This is a genomic window from Pseudoalteromonas sp. SIMBA_162, from assembly GCF_046535955.1.
Lineage (GTDB): Bacteria > Pseudomonadota > Gammaproteobacteria > Enterobacterales > Alteromonadaceae > Pseudoalteromonas > Pseudoalteromonas marina.
This window is the reverse complement of the sequence record NZ_JAWJBQ010000006.1, coordinates 30,774-50,301: the sequence shown is the minus strand read 5'-3', so window position 1 is coordinate 50,301 and position 19,528 is coordinate 30,774. Positions and strand designations below refer to the sequence as shown.

Below are 19,528 nucleotides of genomic sequence, written 5' to 3'. Positions count from 1 at the left end.
AAATTTAAGGTATTGTGCGGTTTCTTAAATTGCATTTTATAGTTTTAGGTAATGGATGCGCTCAAACTACTTTTTAGTCGTGATACTTCTTGTGCTTGTACACAGCTTTATTAGCTGTGATGCTGCCGCGTATCATTTACAAGAAGAAGTCGATCATGCTTCGCACATTCAGTCTGTGGCCGATACAAACGATGAAGACGCGCAACCACCTACCGAAATTCATGCCCATCAGCATTGCCACTGTGGTTACTACAGTACACTAAATCACTCTATAAACCCTGAACAAAGCCAAGCAACTCAGCCTGCTTGCTACAATGGTTTAAATTACCCACCAGATGTTCCGCCACCCAATTTTTATAGCTAGTTTTTAAATTTTAAACACTTTGTATATAACTGCCTGCGCCTGTGCGCTACAAGGCTGGTTAAGTACATACTTAGGTTGCTTAATTGCGCTTGTTTTTAAAATAGGCATAGTGATTAAGCCAACTCTGTTTGTTAAAACGGATATGCTATATGAACAAAAAACTACTTATGCTGGTGGCGCTACTGTATGCATTACCAACACTGAGCGCTTTGGCAAAAAGCGAGCCTCAAAACGTATTAACGCTAAAGCAGGCGCTTAAAAATACTGAGCAGCAAAACTTACAGCTTAAACGCTACCCGTACCATCAAAAAATATTAACCGCGCTTAAAAGCCAAGCCGCGCTTTCACCTAACCCTGATCTGAGCTTTGAAGCTGAAAACTTTTTAGGAACTCATGGCTCTCATGCGTTTTCGGGGGCGCAGTACACGCTGGCTTTAAGCCAGTTAATTGAGCTTGGCGATAAACGCCAAAATCGTATTAATTACGCTACTGCAAATATAAAAGCGCAAACAATTGAGTATAAAAATACTCGGTTAGCACTTTTAGCAACCACCGCTGAGCGTTATTACCAAGTACTAAAATTTCAGGCGTTAATTGCGTTAAACAGTGAGCGTAAAAACACTGTTAAGCAGGCACTCAACGCAATTGAAAAACGCGCTAAAGCCGGTGCGGTCTCAAGTGCTGATGTAACCCGCATGCGTTATGCATTAAGCCAAGTCGATTTAAATACGGCCATGCTACAAAGTGAATTTGAGCGCTCTCGCTTAGCACTCAATGAGCTTTGGCAAGAGGTGAAAGTGAGTGATTACTATGCGGGCGATTTATCACAAATAGCTGCTATTAAAAGTGAGGCGGCGTTACTTGAGGCGGTAAATACAGCGCCTGAGTTTGCACTGCTACAGCAGCAATATATGCAAAAAACGGCTAATTTAGCGCTGCAACGCTCCAGCGGTCAAAGCGATTTAACCTTGGGTGGTGGTGTGCGATATAACCAGCAAACTGATGCCAGCTCGTTGGTTTTTTCGTTTTCAATGCCGCTGCAATTAAGTAACGCTAATGGCGGGAATATTGAGGCTGCGCAGCATCAGCTTACGCTACTTAATGAGCAACAAGGGCAATTACGTATACAGTTACGTAAGCAAATACGCACGCTCTATGCGTATTACCAAGGCAAAGCGGCGCAAGCACAGCTTTTAACACAGCAGGTTATTCCACAAGCGCAAACGCTCATAAAACAAAGTTTAAAAAGCTATCAACAAGGGCAAATATCGGTATTGCAATTACTCGACGCACAGCAAGCTTTATTTGATTCTAAACGTGCACTTATCACAACGCATAGCGAGCTATACCAAGTGCTCCTTACCCTTGAGCGTTTAACTGGCCAACCTTTAATTGAGACTCATCAATCATGAATAAAACTCTTATCGCATTATTAATTACGCAATTACTTTCACTCCCATTTTTGAGTAGCATGGCTATGGCATCTGATGACAACCACGAAGAAAGTCATGGTGACAGCCACGAACAAGGCCATAAAGACGAACACACACAAAAAGGCCCGCATGGCGGCTTTTTACTAACCAATAACACGCTTAATTTAGAGCTTAAATTAACCCAGTTTGCCGGTAATACTGAGCTGCGAATATATGGGTTTAATAACGGTAAAGCTGTTGATATAAACCAGTTAGCGGTAACCATAAACTTGCAGCGTTTAGGTGAAGAGCCACAGCTTATTCGCTTTAAAGCTGAAGATGACTATTTAGTAAGTACCGTGAGCGTAAACGAGCCGCATTCTTTTAAGCTTGATGTAATGGCTCGCTATAAAGGCGCTGAAATAAATTATCATTATGAGCAAGAAGAAGGGCGCACAACGCTAAGCGAGAAAGCAATTGAACGCGCTGGTATTAAAACTGACATTGCAAAAGCAGGTAGCGTTGAACTAACCGATACTCTATTTGGTGTTATAGCACCCACTGCGCAGAGCACCGTTGAAGTAATGGCGCCTTATACCGGCTTAGTTAACGATATTTTTGTAAGCATTGGTCAAAACGCTAAAAAAGGCGATAAGCTTGCCAGTATAACTAACCGCGAAACCCTACAAAATTACACCATAAAAAGCCCAATTACAGGTGTTATTACCGAGCAATATTTAAAGCGCGGCGAGCTTGCCAGTAGCGCTTTAATGCAAATAGTAAACCTTGAAACCGTATGGGTTGAGCTGTCTGCTTTTCCCGATAACATTGAAAAGCTCGCCATAGGGCAAAGCGCTACAGTGTATGACTTACATCATCATTTAAATGCCCAAGGTGAGGTGTTTTACATAGCCCCAATGATGAGTGGCGGGCACATTGCACGTGCGCGAATCGAGCTTAAAAACCCTGATGGCCATTGGCGGCCTGGTATGCATGTTAATAGTGATATTAGCACTGCAAAAATAGATACGGCTGTACGCGTTAAAGCGATTGCTGTTCAGGAATTTAATGGCAAACCTAGCGTGTTTATTAAAAGTGGCAATGTGTTTGAAGTACGCCCAGTAAAACTCGGTGCTAAAAACAGCGAATGGGTAGAAGTGCTCGAAGGACTTTCGCCAAACAGTGAGTACGTAACTGAGAATAGTTATGTAATTAAAGCCGATATTTTAAAAAGCGGCGCAAGTCACTCTCACTAGGAGGCAACATGATTAACTGGATAGTTTCGTTTGCGGTTAAGCGCCGCATGATGGTGCTTGCGCTCACACTCTTATTTGCTGGGTTTGGCGTATACAACACACAAAATTTAGCCGTTGATGCCGTACCCGATATAACTAATGTACAAGTGCAAATAAATACCAAAGCGCCGGGCTTTACTCCGCTTGAAGCCGAGCAGCGCATTACATATTTGATTGAAACTGCAATGGCGGGTATTCCTAAGCTTGATTATACCCGCTCAATTTCGCGTTATGGGCTTTCGCAAGTTACCGTTATTTTTAATGAAGGCACCGATATTTACTGGGCGCGCCAGCAAATATCAGAGCGCATTCAAAGTATTAGATCAGATTTACCAGCCAATATTGAACCAAACTTAGGGCCAATTGCCAGCGGGCTAGGGGAGATTTTTACTTACTCTGTGCATGCAAATAACGGTGCATTAAAAGACGATGGTACGCCATTTAACGCAGAAGATTTACGCACCCTGCAAGATTGGGTTATTCGCCCGCAGCTATTAAAAGTAAAAGGCGTAACCGAAATAAACAGCCAAGGGGGTTATGAGCGCCAATATCAAGTAGCGCCCATGCCCGAAAAGCTATTGGCTTATAAGCTCACAGTAAGTGATGTAATTACGGCACTTAAATTAAATAATAGTAACCAAGGTGCAGGGTTTATAGAGCGTTTTGACGGGCAATATTTAGTGCGCTCACCTGGGCAATTAAAAACCATTGATGATATAGCCAATACCGTGGTTGCTAAGCGCGATGATGCACCTGTAAGGATTAAAGATGTGGCCAACGTGCGTTTAGGCAAAGAGCTCAGAACAGGCGCTGCTACTTATAACGGTAAAGAAACCGTGCTTGGCACCGCCATGATGCTCATTGGTGAAAACAGCCGCGTAGTGGCAAAAGCCATGGCAGATAAACTCAAAGATGTACAGCTAAGCTTGCCTGAAGGTGTTGTGGTTGAGGCGGTTTATGACCGTACAACTCTTGTTGATAAAACCATAGACACTGTAAAAACGAACCTGTTTGAAGGCGCGGTGCTGGTGGTTGTTATTTTACTGCTACTACTGGGTAATGTAACTGGCGCATTAATTACGGCCATGGTTATTCCGCTTAGTATGTTATTTGCCATTACCGGTATGGTAGGTAATAGGGTGTCGGGTAACTTAATGAGCCTAGGCGCAATCGACTTTGGTTTAATTGTTGATGGCGCTGTAATTGTAGTTGAAAACTGCTTAAGGCAACTTGGCCTTGCGCAACATAAGCATGGCAGGCTACTTACACTAAACGAGCGTTTAAGTGTGGTAACCGCCGCCACTAAAGAAGTGTTCAGCCCAGCAGTATTTGGCATTTTAATTATTATGCTGGTGTATTTACCGCTGTTTGCATTAAGTGGTGTTGAGGGCAAAATGTTTCAGCCAATGGCGTTTACAGTGGTTGCTGCATTAGTTGGCGCACTTATTTTTGCCGTTACCTTTGTACCTGCCGCTATTGCGGTATTCGTACGTGGCAAGGTGAGTGAAAGCGAAAATGCAGTTATGCGCGGTATTAAAAAAGGCTATAAACCGCTACTTGGTCTATCGCTTAAGTTACCGTGGGTGATGGTATGTATTGCGGGTATTTTAGTGATTGCACTTGGCTTTAAAGTTAAAAATATGGGCGCTGAGTTTTTACCGCAGCTTGATGAGGGCGATATAGCCATGCATGCACTGCGTATTACCGGTACCGGTATTGAGCAATCGGTAAAAATGCAAAAAGAGCTAGAGCAAGCCATTTTAGCCATACCTGAAGTTGAAAAAGTATTTTCAAAAATTGGTACTCCAGATGTAGCAAACGATCCGATGCCACCTAACGTTGCCGACACTTTTTTAATGTTAAAACCACGCGATCAATGGCCAAACTCTACTTTATCTAAAGAAGAACTCGTTAAGCAAATTCGCCATTTAGTAAATGAAGTGCCAGGTAATAACTATGAATTTACGCAGCCGATAGAAATGCGCTTTAACGAGTTAATAGCCGGTGTGCGCGCCGATGTTGCCGTGCGTATTTATGGCGATGACTTATCAACATTAAAACAGTACGGCGAAAAAGCCACAGCCTTGGTGCAAAGCATTACTGGCGCAACCGATGTACGCCTTGAGCAAATGGAAGGCCTGCCTACGCTTTCGGTAACGCCGCTTCGCGATCACATGGCGTTGCTAGGTTTAACCGTAACCGATATACAGCAAAGTGTAAGTGCTGCTATAGGTGGTGTGCAAACTGGGCTAATTTATGAAGGCGATAAACGCTTTTCGTTATTAGTGCGTTTAGATGAGCGTTGGTCTAGCGATATAACACAGCTCGCACGTTTACCTGTTGCTGTATCAAAAAGTGCTAACCCCGACCTTGCATTTGTACCGCTTGGCGAGGTGGCAAATATTAGTATTGATAAAGGGCCTAATCAAATAAACCGCGAAAGCGGTAAGCGTAATGTTGTAGTAACTGCAAACGTAGAGGGGCGCGATTTAGCAAGCTTTGTAAGCGATGCGCAAACAGCTTTAAATTCAGACCTTAATTTACCTAGTGGTTATTGGATTGAATATGGCGGCACGTTTGAACAGTTAGAATCAGCAAGTAAGCGGCTATCGCTGGTGGTGCCAGTTACTTTATTGCTTATATTTGGACTGCTTTACAGCGCGTTTAATTCACTTCGTGATTCGTTAATTATATTTAGCGGCGTACCACTTGCGCTTAGTGGTGGTGTGCTTGCGCTGCTTTTACGTGATATGCCGTTATCAATATCTGCAGGTGTGGGGTTTATCGCGCTAAGTGGTGTAGCGGTATTAAATGGTGTGGTTATGCTGTCGTTTATTAAGCAGTTAAGAGCCGATGGGCTTAGTTTGATAGATGCAATACAAATCGGTGCGCTTTCGCGTCTGCGACCAGTACTTATGACTGCTTTAGTGGCGAGTTTAGGGTTTATTCCTATGGCTCTAAATACAGGCACCGGCGCTGAGCTACAAAGGCCGCTGGCAACGGTTGTGGTTGGTGGGATTATTTCATCAACTCTACTAACGCTATTAATATTGCCTGCGCTTTATAAATTAGTGCATGCAAAATTTACTAGGCATCAAGCTGCTTAGCTAATTGCATCTTGTTAAGTAATGTAAAAAGCAGCTGTAATTACAGCTGCTTTTTTGTTGTTAGGTAAACATTGCAGATTAATTATATTGAAACAGATTATCCCAGCGCTCATCCAAAATAGTTTTTGCATGATCTAAATTTATTGCGCTATACAAATTGTTAGTGCAGGTTACTAAACGCATTCGAGTGAGCTTTTCAAGCGCATCGCTAATTTCAAAGTCGAGTTCGCATTTATACTTTGATTTAAACCATGCCTCTATTTGCTCATCAAGGATTTGTGCGCTCAGGCCACTTTCTGATTTTAGTAAAAATGTATAGGCCAGCAGGGCTTCTTTTATGTCTTCTTCTTCGGCGGCGTCAATAAGAGTGTGAAAAACACCGGCGTTATTATCAAGGTTTTTAAAGTAGAGGTTATCGCTTAGCGCTTTCATAAATTTAATTTTACGGTTTTTAAATTTACTCCATTCTTTAAAAATAAAGCTACCAAATACTCCCATGCCAATAGCAAAGGTAATAAAGTGTTGCTGGGTCATTTCTACGGCTTTATCTGAAAAGCCGCCCCAAAAAGCAATCAAGGCAAACAATAATAAAATTGATGCGCCTAGCTTTGTAATTAATACTACAGCACCACCCACTAAAGCAGACGAGCCAATAATCACTTTATCTATAGGGCGCATGCGTACTTCGCTATTAGGAAATAGCATTTCAAGATCGGCTTTGGGTACATTTTGAAATAGCTTAACTATGGTCGAGCTTGGCTCAAACCCTAAAGGCGTTTTATTTTTAGCCTCAAAGTAGGCTTTATCTTTAAAACGAATAAACACCGCAACGCGGTCGTAATTGGTAAAGTGCAGAGGCTTCTTACGTAGGCCCCAAAAGCTGGTTATGGTTTCAGTGAGTTGCGACTCGCCACGGCGGTAAAAAACCACTTCTTCAAAGTCGTCAAACTCCACCTCAAGGCGCACTTTAAATAATGACTCCTCATTTAAAGCATCTTGTAAATCTTCGTTGGTAATGACTTCAAAATTAGCGGCATTTAAAACCTTAGCAAAGTCTTTGGCAAATTCGCGTTGGCACTGCGCTTTTTGATCGCTCGATACAGGCGCTAAAGAGCGTGTATCGCTATTAGGATCAAAGGGCGCATAGTTATTTTTTAGCGACTCAAGCGTTTCGTGATAATCATAATGAATAAGGCTAGCAAGTAGGTCACAAAACTGTTTAAACGAGGTTTTTTGTGTATTACTGCCAAGTTCATTGCTACACATTTCAATAATATCTTGCTTACGAAAGGGGATAAAACGCGCATTTTGCATAAATTTTTAACTGCTTTGGTAGGTATTTAACTGCATTGGCACATAATAAAATATTCTTATAAATATTGCTATTTTGTTAACGCTATTGCTAAGTGATTGTTTATTGCTTTTTAAAGCGTGTTTCAGGTTGTATTAACTTAGCTGTGTCAATATAAGTACGTAAACACAGGGCAATGGGCAATTAGCAGGAGCGACTTATGGCTTTACAAAAAAAGCTAAAACAAAAAACACGTAATTTTATAGAGTCAAAGCATATGCTCAGCGGCATTACGATTGCGTCGTTTTTAGAGTCGACAATTGTTCCCATTCCACTTGAGGCTGTAATGGTGCCACTTATGCAGGCACAGCGAGAAAAGCTGTGGCTGATTGCACTAATGGCAACGCTGGGTTGTGTTGTGGGGGCATTATTTGGCTATGCCCTTGGTTATTATTTATTTGATGCTGTTGGCGATTGGGTGATCAGCGCTTTTTCAAGCCCAGAACAGTTCGAAAGTGTTAAACAAAAAATGCACAACCAAGGTTTTTGGTTTGTTATTACTTTAGGAATAGTACCCATCCCATTTCAAATAGCGATGCTTGCTGCGGGCGCTACCAAGTACTCTCTTGGGTTATTTTTATTAGCCAGCGCAATTGCGCGTTCAATTCGTTACTTTGGGCTTGCTATTGTTGTGTATTACGCAGGAAACCAAGCTGAACGTATAATTAGTAAACATAAAGTTAAAGCCATGATTAGTTTAACTATTTTAGTTTTACTGGGGTGGGGTATTAGTACCTTACTTTAAGGCTAAATTTCTAGCTTGTGTTATAATTCTTAAAGATGATTTATTAGCTCAAGTGTAATCTATTTATATGATGAATGTTGAAACTGTCAGCCTTAAGTTGACCCGCTTTACTCGTATAACGCGGTTGAACAAATTACTTATGTTTGCGCTGCTAGTGTTTATAGTGGTTTTCACTATTTACAACTTCACCTATTTTCCACTGGTAGGTGCTAAAAAAAGCATACCTGGTTTTGCTAGTGAGTTCATAAATCTTATTGTCATAATGACGGTTTTTTGGGTTGTGCAGTGTTCTAAATTAGCTAAAAAAGCATACCAGTATGTCACCATTGGATTAATGCTATGGATAGTTGGAATGACTGCCGATGTGCTTGACGAGCTTGTTGTTCAACCACAATGGGTCACGTTGTACATAAAAGACTTATGTATTTCTGTAGGGGTTGTTATTACTGCTTATGGCTTATTTAAAACTATGTTATTTATGCAAAAAATGCACAATAGACTAGCCCAAGAATTTATAGTTGACGATCTTACCCAAGTTTACAATCGCCGATGTTTTTACGAATATGTTGAAAACGAGACAGACGAATCGTATGCAGTAATCATTATCGATATTGATCATTTTAAATCTATTAACGATACCTTCGGCCACGACAAGGGCGACAAGGTGCTTAAAGCTTTTGCTAGTAAAATAGACGCTCTATTTGAAGACGGCAATATTTTTGCGCGTATTGGTGGTGAGGAGTTTGCAGGCTACCTACCAAACTGCACTTTAGAACAAATGCAGGCGTTTGCTGAGTCGGTGTTAGCGAGTGCTCGCACTATTGAGGTTACCGACGAGCTTTATACTAGTGCCAGTATTGGGGTAGCTAAACGTTTTAAAAACGAATCATTTGACAGCGTAATGAAACGCGCAGACCAAGCTTTATACAAAGCTAAAAATAGTGGTCGCAACCGATTCGTAATCGCAACAAAGCCGTAAATAGCGGGTCCTTATTGTTTGCACATTTGCTACACTTTTTTACGTTTTCGTAAGTAAGTGTCAGCTTAGGTAATACTTTGTAAAGCGTGAAATTAAATTAAAATGTAAAGGTCGTAGAGGGGATATTAATAATAAGGAATCCCCTTGATGACCAACCCTCTTTTAAAAGTTGCTTTACCTCTTACTTTACTTGGTGTTTTATCTGGCTGTGGCTCTGATGATAGCGCAAGCTCTACAGGTTATATTCAAATGTATAATGGCTCATACAACAGCCCTTATACGCGCTTGTTTGTTGAAGAAACAGAGCGCTCAGGCGCCGACTTTGCAGAAGTCACCACCCGCCATAATTACAGCACTGGCACATTTGATGTTAGCTTTGGATATTTAGACGCTAACGATAGCTACATTACTATTAGTGACCAAGAAATTTCAATTAAAGGTGATAAAACGCAATTAGTTGTCATGAGTGGTGATTTTGCTGAACCCACCTTTACAGAGTTAACGGTGCCTATTAGTAGCGATACGGGTGAGTTTAATCTTGGCTTTTTTAATATTACGGGTGAAGACACCAGCTACGATATTTATCTTGCAACAGACGATGGCGTATTTGAAAGCGCGACATTGTTTGCATCTGCGCAGTACTTAAGTGAATTAGACTTACAAAGTGTAGATGAAGGATATTACACTATTTTTATTACCCCCGCGGGCAGTAGTGATGTAGTTTACGAGTCGTCATCGGTTTATTTGTATGATGAGGCAAGCTACGTAGCGATTATCCGCCCAAGTTATGCCACAGAGCTAAGTGGCATTACGCTTGATGTAGTAACCGACAATAACTATGTTACTGAACTTAAACACCAATCGGCATTAGGGCAATTACGTTTTATTAATACCCTTGATGACTATTCACCAGTTAGCTTCAGTGTAACGCGTGGTACTACAGAAACCCCAACAAATACGGTATCAAGCGATGCGTATACAGATTACATAGAGCTTTCGCCAAACAGTTACAGCGTAGCGATGTTTGATGAGCAAGGTAACAAACTAGCCGATAACTTTTTAATGACGCTTGAACGTGAACAAAGCGCGGTTGGCATTTTTTATAACGATATCGACAATGGCCTACGAATGATGAGTGTAGAAGAACATTTAACACCAAGCAGTTATAGCCATACCGTATCGGTTGTTAACCTTATTGAGAGTTACGCAGGGCAGTCGGTGACCGACATTGATGTGTACTTTACCCTTGATGGAGAAACGGTTGACGACACCAGTAATGTAGTTGATGGCATAGACCGCTACGATCAAGAAGAGCAAGTAGTTGATAACGAAATTTATACAGTTTACGCAGTTTATGAAGATAACGGACAGCAAATTGTACTTATTCAACAAAGTGATATGGATTTTACTCAAGAGGGAAATTACATATTAATTTTAGAGCATGACGAAACCACAGAAACGGGTTATAAAATGTCTTTAGAGCGCACAATTACAGACAGTGTTGAATAATAAAATGAGAGTTAAAAGCCTAAATACAGAGTGTATTTAGGCTTTTTATTGAACAAAATTTAACGGCTTAGTAATAATTAGGTACACTCATGACATAATAAATAATAAGAGTGTGCCATGGATGATTTTATTGGGTTAATAGTGATAGTCATGCTGATTATTGCAACCGGTGCTTTGTGTGGATTAATTGCATTAATACAAGTAAACGGCCTAAAGCAAGAAATCGCGATTTTAAGGGCTAAAGTAGTCAAGCTGCAGGCAAGCCCAAGTGCGGATCATTCTGATACAAAAATTTTTTCATCCTCAAAACACGTTGCGCCTTTAAGTGCACAATCTACTGCTTATGAAGTAGAGCCCAGCTCAGTACCAAAAAGTAATTCAGCGCAAAATGAGCCAGTAAATACGGTTGTAACGCCTAACGTTAAATCAATAAAAGCGAACCCCGCTATCCCTTTATTTATTGCCTCCGTGTTTGAAAAACTACGCACCGGGTTTGAACAAAATTGGATGACCTGGATTGGCGCAATAGCGCTTGCTTTTGGCGGCATATTTTTAGCTAAATACAGCTTAGAAGCTGGGCTTTTATCACCCATAATGAGGCTCAGCTTAGGTGGTTTATTTGGGGTAGGTTTGATCATAGCTGCAAGCTATTTACATTATAAACGTATTATTTTTGAAGGCTTTAATAACTACATACCTGCAGCACTTGCCAGTGGCGGGTTTATAACTTGTTTTGCATTAACGCTTTTAGCTTACAGTAGCTATGAAATGCTTAGCCCTACAACTGCTTTTATTGTGCTAGCTATTATTGCTATAAGTGCGAGCATAATGGCAATAACACTTGGGCCACTGCTAGCGGTGTTAGGCATTATTGGTGCTTACAGCGTGCCTATTTGGGTTAATACCGGTAGTAGCAACGTATTTGCATTATTTATGTATGTTGGCTTTGTTAGTTTATCGGCATCCTTGGTTGCACACAAAGTGCAGCGAGCTTGGCTTTGGTATTTAATGTGGGCAGGGCATATTGGTTGGTATTTAGTTGGTTTTATAATAATGCAGCTAAAAAGTAATACACCTTGGTTACTTGCAACCTTTGCATTACTGAGTATTGTTGGTCTGATTGCTTTGCCGCGTTTGGGTTTTAAATTAAAAAGTATTGAACATCGTCCGCACTCTTTAAAGCGCCTTATAAAAGTATTCCCCGATCACTTTTTACTCCTTGCCTTTATAGTTCCGCTAATTTTTACCATGTCGATAAGCTATTACAATTTAGAATGGCAAACTATCGGTGTATTAAGTATTGGATTGTTATTATTTTTAGCACTCAAAAATAGTCGCTGGGATTTATGGCAAGGGCTATCACTCGTTATTGCTACGCTAATGATTATAAGCGCAGAGCAAATGAATTCTTTATCCGCTTTTTTTGATGATGGATTATTTATATTTAAAAGCGAATACGGCTTAGGGTTATTGCTTGGTTTTGGCTTTATGGCGTACGGACTTTATTTTGGTAAAAAACAGGTAAAACGATTAGCGTTTCATATTACTGCGGCATTTAGCGTTTTTGTAATGATAAGTACCTTGTATGTACTAATTCCAAACAATGCGTTAAGCATCGCTTATCCACTTTGGGCTTTTGTATTATGTGTGGTTGCGGCTATTTTAATTAAGTGTGCGCAGCATAATACAACGTTGTTTCAGCGTTTTACTTACTGGGTAGGCGCAAATGCGAATATTACTTTAGCTATAACTATGCTACTAAGCGACAGCGGTTTAACCATTGCATTAGCTATTCAAGTACTGTTAATTAGTGTGCTCATAAAGCGTTATAATGTGCCTATGCCGCATTGGCCTATTAAAGCGCTAGTGGCTGCTTTATTACTACGGTTAACGCTTGCGCCTTGGACACCAAGTTACGACGCTCTTACGTTATTTGGCTTGCACTGGAGTATTATTGTATATCCGCTGTGTACCGCATTATTTTTTGCCACAGCTAAATGCTATAAAACATCGCAATTAAAAGTGTGGTTAGAAGGGGCCGCGCTTCATTGCTTTGCGCTGTTCATTACAACCGAAACCAGTTACCAGTTAGTGGGGCACTCCCCACAATTTGACGCGCTTAGTTTTTATGAGCAAGTTTTGCTTACCTGTAATTGGCTTGCGCTGGGCTGCGTTTATTTGCATCGTGCACGTATTGCGGGGAGCTTAGCTAAGCTTTATCAAATTGCAGGGAGTGTATTAGCAGGCGGCGCTGGCTTTATGTCACTTAAAACACTACTCGACGATAACCCGTTATTAACCTCTATTTATATTGGTGAGCTCCCAGTACTTAACTGGCTGTTTTTACTTTGGTTAGTACCAGCCGGCTTAACGGTTTGGTTATACTCACTTATTAAACCTATAAACGCTAAGATAGCGCCGTTTGTACTTGGTGTTGCAGGTATACTTGGCTTAATTGCCATTAACAGTTTTATTCGTCAATACTGGCAAGGGGCTTATATTTATCTATCAAAAGGGGCCAGTAACGAAGAGTTGTATAGCTACTCTGTTATTTGGCTAATACTGGGCGCTGGTACGGTTATATTCGGACACCTTAAAAACCAGTTACTTATTCAAAAAATAGGCTTAGGATTACTTGCGGCTGTTATTGTAAAAGTGTTTTTAATTGATATGGCTAATTTAACGGGGCTGTTAAAAGCCCTGTCGTTTATTGGTTTAGGGCTTTCGTTAGTTGGGCTAAGTTGGTTATTTCAAAAGCTTAGAAGCCGCTCAAAAACACTATAAAATATATAGATACTTTATTAAGCAAAGCCCAGTAAACGTACTGGGCTTTTTATTTGCGAGTAACTAAGTTACAAATTAAGTGCTGTGATTAAGCAGGGCTTTTAATTTACCCGGCTTAATAGGTTTACTTAAGTAGTGAATATTAGCTGCTTTTGTTTCCTGTTTAAGTTCGGTGTCGCGTACTGCGGTAATTAAAATAGCCGGGATGTCGCTTTGCCATATTTCTCTGAGTGTTTTAATTAAAGTGATGCCATCGCACTCATTGCCTAACTGGTAATCCATTAATATAACATCCGGTGCGCTATGCGCTTTAGCATGCGACATGACGTTTTCGACATTATCAAACAGGGTATAATTTGCTTGCCACTTTTTAAGTAAGCTTGCCATAGCTGCGAGATTTTCTGGGTCGTCATCTACGGCAATAATGTTTATTGCGGTGCGGTTTTCTATCAGGTTACTCGCTGCGCTTTTTTGCTGAACAAACTGGGCGTCACCATAGGGTACGTCAATACTAAAGCGGCTGCCTTTACCGGGTTCTGAGTGCACATCAAGCTCTAAACTTAATAAATCTGCCATACGCTTCACCACGCCAAGGCCCAGCCCTACGCCTTTGTTGTCGCCAGACTCAACGCGATAAAAATCGTTAAATATTTTGGCTTGTTCAACGTCGCTAATACCAGGGCCTGTGTCCCATACTTCAATGCGCAGGCTATGTTTTCGGTTTCTACATGCCACTAACACGCGTCCTTTATCAGTATATTTAACAGCATTAGACACTAAATTTTGAATAATTCGGCGCAGGTAGGTGATATCGCTATGCACAACTTGGCCACCAGAACGTACGGTGAGCTTTAGCCCTTTATCACTTGATAAAATAGCGTACTCACTTTTTAGCGGCGCTAAAATATCTTCAATGTAAAAGTGGCGCGGTGTGGGGGTCATTGCGCCTTGCTCTAGTTTAGCTATTTCAAGTAGGGCTGACATTAAGTGAACAGTCGAATCTAGGCTGTCACCAAGCTTATTAAAGTTATTTGCATTAGTGGAATCAAGTTGTTTTTCATCAATGGCAGCTAGGTATAAACGCGCTGCATTGAGGGGTTGTAAAATATCGTGGCTAGCGAGTGCTAAAAAGCGCGTTTTACTGTCGTTTGCTTGTTCGGCCTCTCGTTTTGCTAAAGTAAGTGCTTCCTCCGTTTGTACTCGGCTGTCTATTTGCGCTTGTAAGTCTTTATTAATTGTTTGTACTTCTTGGGTTCGCGCCTCAATACGGTTTTCTAGATCCATGTTCACTTCTTCAAGCGCATTTTGGGTGCTTATGTGAGTTGTGATATCAGAAAAGCTCGTTACAAAGCCGCCATCAGGTAGCGGATTACCAATCATCTCAAACACTTGGCCATTGCGACGGTGGCGTATAAAGTGATGAGAGCTACCATTTTTTAAATGTTGCACGCGTTTTTCTATTTGGCGTTCTATTTCACCAGGCCCACATTCACCGCGTTTAGCGTTGTATCTAATAATATCCTCTATGGGTTGGCCAACTTCTAAAAAACCTTCAGGGTAGTTAAACATGGCACTGTAGCGCTTGTTCCATGCCACTAGCTTTAAGTTTTTATCAACAACCGAAATACCATGGCTTAAGTTTTCTAAAGAGGTAAATAATAGGTTTTGGTTAAATTGTAGGGCTTGTGTGGTTTCATCAAAAAAGTTAACCACTTCTTCAAATGCCATGCGCTTGCCCGATGACACCGTATGAATAAGCGCCTGTGCAGATGACGCGCCTAAAACACCAGTTAATGCGCGTTCGCAATAAGCTATAAATTCGGGCTCTGGGTGAGCGTTATTGTCGTTTAAATGGTGGGCAAGTGCGTAATGAGCCAGTACTTGTTGACTGCGTTGGATGCCTAAAAAGGTTTGCAGCAATATTTTAAAGTCGTAAACCGTGGCTTTAACATCTTTATTTAAACGGCGAGACAAAATGGCCTGATCTTTTGGATTTACAAACGCAGCGGCCTGAATTTTATCAATAAGGCGCTCTTCAGCCCCTAAAGAAAAACTAATATAACAACCAATATTTGCAAAGAGTGCGATGAGTGTTCCACGAGTGATGAGTGTTTGTTGTAACTCGCTATTTAAGGTATTACCTGCATCTAAAATGGGTAACATTAAAAACAGCACCCAGCAGGTTATACCAGCTAAAAGACCAGCATAAACCCCATAGGCATGACCTTTTCGCCAATATAAGCCACCAACAATAGAGGGCAATAACTGAGTCACTAACGAAAAGGCAACTAAGCCCATACTAGCCAGTGCGCTGCTATGGCCAAACCATTGTTGATAAAAATAAGCCAATATTAAAATGCCGGCAATGGTAAAGCGCCTTACTAATAAAATTTGTGCCTTATAGCTGGTGGTAATTAGGTTACGTTTAAACTTACGACGAAGTATTAATGGCAGCACTACATCGTTTGAGATCATGGTACTTAGAGTCAGTGTTGCAACCACAATCATGGCAGTTGCAGCCGATAGGCCACCAATAAATACAAAGGTTGTTAAAAAGGCGTTGTCGTTAATTAGCGGCAGTGCCAGTACAAAACTGTCTGGCGAATAACCAATACCAATATTTGGGTGAATAGCGGCAGTCGCTATAGGTAAAATCATTGCTGCGGTTAGTAATAAATATAAGGGGAACGCCCAACGAGCGGTATTTAAATGGCGCTTATTTTGGTTGTCGACCACGGTTACATGAAACTGGCGGGGTAAACAAATAATTGCCGCGGCAGCCATAAGGGATTGACCAATAAAATTAAAACTAAAAAAATTAAAGTTACTCCAGTGTGCCCAAGCAGATTCGGTTAACTGAGCTGATGAGGTTTCTGGGAGGTTGAATAATGTATAAATAGCGAGGCCTGCCACAGCCATTAATGCAAAAAGCTTGATTAAAGATTCGAATGCTACAGCTAGCATTAACCCAGAGCGATACTCGGTGACATCGACTTTGCGGGTACCAAAAAATATTGCAAATAATGCCATGATAAGTGTGGCAGAAAGTGCCAGCATATCACCCGATATTTTATTGCTATTTTGCAATAGCAAAAAGCTAGTGCTTAGGGCTTTAAGTTGCAACGCAATGTAAGGAATAGTGGCTAGCAGCGCAATAAGAGTCACCATAATGGCGGTGGTTTGGCGTTTGCCATAACGGGCGGAAATAAAGTCGGCAATGGTAGTGATGTTTTGTTTTTTACTAACCAAAACCAGTTTGCGTAAAAAACCCTGCCCGAAAAAAAACAATAAGGCCGGACCCAATAAAATAGGTAAATAGCTCCAGCTGCTGGTGGCTGCGGTGCCTACCGAGCCGTAATAGGTCCAAGAGGTACAGTAAATACCAATTGCAAACGAATACACAAAAGGATGATGACTAATGCGCTTTGCCAAAGGCGTTGTTTTATCGCCCCAGTTTGCTAGCCAAAACAGTACCCCTATATACCCTAATGCAACAATAATCAGAACGGCAGTCATGGTGTTATTAACCCTTATTATTTTTAAATGACCCTCAACCCAAGAGGTTATTACACAATACCAGAACTGAGCTTCGGTGTGGGGGTTGATTTTAAATAGCAAATTAAAGTGAAAATATATCTTACTGAATAATAACAATAAAAAGTAAAGAGCCTCCGTATTAGACTAATGTCGCATTTGTGAGCTGGGTGGTAAATCAGCAATAAGTATAGCAAGTATAAAAAGCGTAACATGCTGATATTAAATAAAAATAACGTTTTCTATTAAATAGGTTAAATGCAGTTTACGTAAACGTTAATCAGGTGTTACGACTATGGTCTCAATTCAATATGTGAGCTGCGTTGCTAAATTGATTAGCGAAGATAAAAAACCACCCATCGCGATACTGCGGTGCTTAAAGGGGAAAATAAAAATGGCTTTTAAAGACGAAGAACAAGCAAAAGCTTATTGGGCTGAAAACATTTCACTACTGTTTAAATTACTAGCAGTGTGGTTTGTGGTCTCATTTGGCTTTGGCATATTACTGGTAGATGTACTGAATGAAGTACGTTTTTTTGGGTTTAAACTTGGCTTCTGGTTCTCCCAGCAAGGCGCGATTTACACCTTTGTGGCTTTGATTTTTGTGTACGTTTTCAAAATGAATACGTTAGATAAAAAATACGGCGTAGACGAATAGGAGCTAAGCAATGGATGTTCAAACACTCACATTTATAATTGTTGGTTTAAGCTTTGCGCTTTATATCGGCATTGCAATTTGGGCTCGTGCGGGTTCAACAAACGAATTTTACGTAGCGGGCGGCGGCGTACCTCCACTTGCTAATGGTATGGCAACTGCAGCTGACTGGATGAGCGCCGCGTCGTTTATTTCAATGGCGGGTATTATTTCGTTCGCAGGGTATGATGGCGGCGTTTACTTAATGGGGTGGACTGGCGGTTACGTATTGCTCGCTATGTGTTTAGCGCCTTACTTACGTAAATTCGGCAAGTTCACAGTACCTGACTTTATTGGCGACCGTTACTACTCGCGCACAGCGCGCTTAGTGGCCATTTTATGTGCCATATTTATTTGTTTTACTTATATTGCAGGGCAAATGCGCGGCGTAGGCGTTGTGTTTTCTCGCTTTTTAGAAGTAGAAATTGAAACAGGTGTTTACATTGGTATGGTGATTGTATTTTTCTATGCGGTTCTTGGCGGCATGAAAGGCATTACCTATACGCAAGTAGCGCAGTATTGTGTACTTGTATTTGCATACTTAGTTCCGGCTATTTTTATCTCAATGATGATGACGGGTCACTTCTTTCCACAAACAGGCTTTGGTGCCACTTTAAGTGACGGCTCAGGTATGTATGTACTTGATAAACTTGACGGATTAAGCGCAGAGCTGGGCTTTGCACAATACACCGAAGGCTCTAAAAGCATGATTGATGTATTTGCCATTACAGGTGCATTAATGGTCGGTACCGCAGGTTTACCACATGTAATTGTTCGCTTCTTCACTGTACCGCGTGTAAAAGATACGCGTATTTCAGCAGCATGGACGTTAGTATTTATTGCTATTGTTTATACTACCGCACCGGCAGTTGCTTCGTTTGCACGTGTAAACATGATCGATACAATCAATGGTAAAGACGGCAGCGGCACAGCGTACGCAGAAGCACCCGCGTGGATCAAAAACTGGGAACGTACAGGCCTAATCACTTTTAATGATAAAAATGGTGACGGCAAAATGTTCTACACAGCAGGTAAAATAGAAGATCCAAATAGCGCAAATGAAGTAAAAGTAGACCGCGATATTATGGTATTGGCTAATCCTGAGATAGCTAATTTACCTGCATGGGTTGTTGCACTTGTAGCCGCAGGGGGGATTGCTGCAGCACTGTCGACAACAGCGGGTTTACTACTGGTTATTTCGACTTCTGTTTCGCACGATTTACTCAAACGTACTCTGAAACCCGATATTAGTGATAAACAAGAGCTACTGGCCGCTCGATTAGCCGCGATGATTGCCATTGTTATATCTGCTTACTTTGGTATTAATCCGCCTGGCTTTGTAGCGTCGGTGGTCGCATTTGCCTTTGGTTTAGCTGCTGCGAGTTTCTTCCCTGCAATTATCATGGGAATATTCTCTAAAACAATGAACAGAGAAGGCGCTATTGCAGGCATGATCACCGGTATTGGCTTTACTGCAGCGTATATCATCTTCTTTAAATTTGTGAGCCCAGAACTTAACAGCCCAGAGAACTGGTTCTTAGGTATTTCGCCTGAAGGTATAGGTTTAGTCGGTATGGTAATTAACTTTGTTGTTGCTGCCGTAGTACTGAAATTCACTCAACCAACACCTGTTGAAATACAAGAAATGGTAGAAGGTATTCGTAATCCTAAAGGGTCGGCAGAAGCGCACGCGCATTAAGCCAACTTATATGTAAAGTACCAAAAGCCCGACCTTAGTCGGGCTTTTTATTTGT

Annotated in this window: 12 protein-coding genes; 10 read left to right on the top strand and 2 right to left on the bottom strand. The window is 41.2% G+C overall.

Annotated features, from left to right (window positions below; all coding sequences use genetic code 11):
* The first annotated feature begins 55 nt into the window (after nt 1-55).
* From R0J88_RS06010 to R0J88_RS05995, 4 genes are all read left to right on the top strand, one after another.
* Nucleotides 56-364, top strand: a complete 309-nt coding sequence (locus R0J88_RS06010; protein ID WP_410899402.1) for a hypothetical protein — start codon at nt 56-58, stop codon at nt 362-364.
* Nucleotides 365-513: 149 nt separating this feature from the next.
* Complete coding sequence (locus R0J88_RS06005) at nt 514-1,776, top strand: TolC family protein (protein ID WP_410899401.1); 1,263 nt, start codon at nt 514-516, stop codon at nt 1,774-1,776.
* Nucleotides 1,773-3,032 (top strand): efflux RND transporter periplasmic adaptor subunit, encoded by a 1,260-nt coding sequence (locus tag R0J88_RS06000; RefSeq protein WP_410899400.1) that lies wholly within the window; start codon nt 1,773-1,775, stop codon nt 3,030-3,032. The genes R0J88_RS06005 and R0J88_RS06000 overlap by 4 nt, the downstream gene beginning before the upstream one ends.
* A gap of 8 nt (nt 3,033-3,040) precedes the next feature.
* On the top strand, nt 3,041-6,178 hold the full coding sequence (locus tag R0J88_RS05995; protein WP_410899399.1) for an efflux RND transporter permease subunit: 3,138 nt from the start codon (nt 3,041-3,043) through the stop codon (nt 6,176-6,178).
* Nucleotides 6,179-6,256: 78 nt separating this feature from the next.
* Here R0J88_RS05995 and R0J88_RS05990 read toward each other — a convergent pair whose 3' ends face one another.
* Nucleotides 6,257-7,492 carry a TMEM143 family protein gene (locus R0J88_RS05990; protein WP_410899398.1) on the bottom strand — a complete coding sequence of 412 codons (1,236 nt, stop codon included), beginning with the start codon at nt 7,490-7,492 and terminating at the stop codon, nt 6,257-6,259.
* Nucleotides 7,493-7,689: 197 nt separating this feature from the next.
* Between R0J88_RS05990 and R0J88_RS05985 the strand changes: the two genes are divergently transcribed.
* The 4 genes from R0J88_RS05985 (at nt 7,690) to R0J88_RS05970 (ending at nt 13,546) form a co-directional block, all read left to right on the top strand.
* Entirely contained in the window at nt 7,690-8,274 is a 585-nt protein-coding gene (locus tag R0J88_RS05985; protein WP_410899396.1) for a YqaA family protein, read from the top strand.
* A 70-nt stretch (nt 8,275-8,344) separates the two neighbouring features.
* Nucleotides 8,345-9,253, top strand: coding sequence for a GGDEF domain-containing protein (locus R0J88_RS05980; RefSeq protein WP_033025318.1), 909 nt, complete (start codon nt 8,345-8,347; stop codon nt 9,251-9,253).
* Nucleotides 9,254-9,400: 147 nt separating this feature from the next.
* Nucleotides 9,401-10,762 (top strand): hypothetical protein, encoded by a 1,362-nt coding sequence (locus R0J88_RS05975; protein WP_410899395.1) that lies wholly within the window; start codon nt 9,401-9,403, stop codon nt 10,760-10,762.
* Between the two features lie 117 nt (nt 10,763-10,879).
* The gene (locus tag R0J88_RS05970; RefSeq protein WP_410899394.1) at nt 10,880-13,546 is read left to right on the top strand and encodes a DUF2339 domain-containing protein; all 2,667 of its coding nucleotides are present in this window, start codon (nt 10,880-10,882) and stop codon (nt 13,544-13,546) included.
* A 75-nt stretch (nt 13,547-13,621) separates the two neighbouring features.
* On the opposite strand, the gene R0J88_RS05965 is transcribed toward R0J88_RS05970, so the two are convergent.
* Complete coding sequence (locus R0J88_RS05965; RefSeq protein WP_410899393.1) at nt 13,622-17,062, bottom strand: PAS-domain containing protein; 3,441 nt, start codon at nt 17,060-17,062, stop codon at nt 13,622-13,624.
* Between the two features lie 412 nt (nt 17,063-17,474).
* On the opposite strand from R0J88_RS05965, the gene R0J88_RS05960 reads away from it, so the two are divergent.
* Nucleotides 17,475-17,738 (top strand): DUF4212 domain-containing protein, encoded by a 264-nt coding sequence (locus R0J88_RS05960; RefSeq protein WP_004586074.1) that lies wholly within the window; start codon nt 17,475-17,477, stop codon nt 17,736-17,738.
* 10 nt (nt 17,739-17,748) lie between these two features.
* Nucleotides 17,749-19,473, top strand: a complete 1,725-nt coding sequence (locus tag R0J88_RS05955) for a sodium:solute symporter family protein (protein WP_006791848.1) — start codon at nt 17,749-17,751, stop codon at nt 19,471-19,473.
* Nucleotides 19,474-19,528: the final 55 nt, after the last annotated feature.

Excerpts from the sequence above, each read along its gene's own strand:
- R0J88_RS06000 (WP_410899400.1), top strand. The coding sequence starts at position 1,773 with ATGAATAAAACTCTTATCGCATTATTAATTACGCAATTACTTTCACTC.
- R0J88_RS05965 (WP_410899393.1), bottom strand. The coding sequence starts at position 17,062 with ATGACTGCCGTTCTGATTATTGTTGCATTAGGGTATATAGGGGTACTG.
- R0J88_RS05995 (WP_410899399.1), top strand. The coding sequence starts at position 3,041 with ATGATTAACTGGATAGTTTCGTTTGCGGTTAAGCGCCGCATGATGGTG.
- R0J88_RS06010 (WP_410899402.1), top strand. The coding sequence starts at position 56 with ATGCGCTCAAACTACTTTTTAGTCGTGATACTTCTTGTGCTTGTACAC.
- R0J88_RS05970 (WP_410899394.1), top strand. The coding sequence starts at position 10,880 with ATGGATGATTTTATTGGGTTAATAGTGATAGTCATGCTGATTATTGCA.
- R0J88_RS05975 (WP_410899395.1), top strand. The coding sequence starts at position 9,401 with ATGACCAACCCTCTTTTAAAAGTTGCTTTACCTCTTACTTTACTTGGT.
- R0J88_RS05980 (WP_033025318.1), top strand. The coding sequence starts at position 8,345 with ATGAATGTTGAAACTGTCAGCCTTAAGTTGACCCGCTTTACTCGTATA.
- R0J88_RS05990 (WP_410899398.1), bottom strand. The coding sequence starts at position 7,492 with ATGCAAAATGCGCGTTTTATCCCCTTTCGTAAGCAAGATATTATTGAA.
- R0J88_RS05985 (WP_410899396.1), top strand. The coding sequence starts at position 7,690 with ATGGCTTTACAAAAAAAGCTAAAACAAAAAACACGTAATTTTATAGAG.
- R0J88_RS05960 (WP_004586074.1), top strand. The coding sequence starts at position 17,475 with ATGGCTTTTAAAGACGAAGAACAAGCAAAAGCTTATTGGGCTGAAAAC.
- R0J88_RS05955 (WP_006791848.1), top strand. The coding sequence starts at position 17,749 with ATGGATGTTCAAACACTCACATTTATAATTGTTGGTTTAAGCTTTGCG.
- R0J88_RS06005 (WP_410899401.1), top strand. The coding sequence starts at position 514 with ATGAACAAAAAACTACTTATGCTGGTGGCGCTACTGTATGCATTACCA.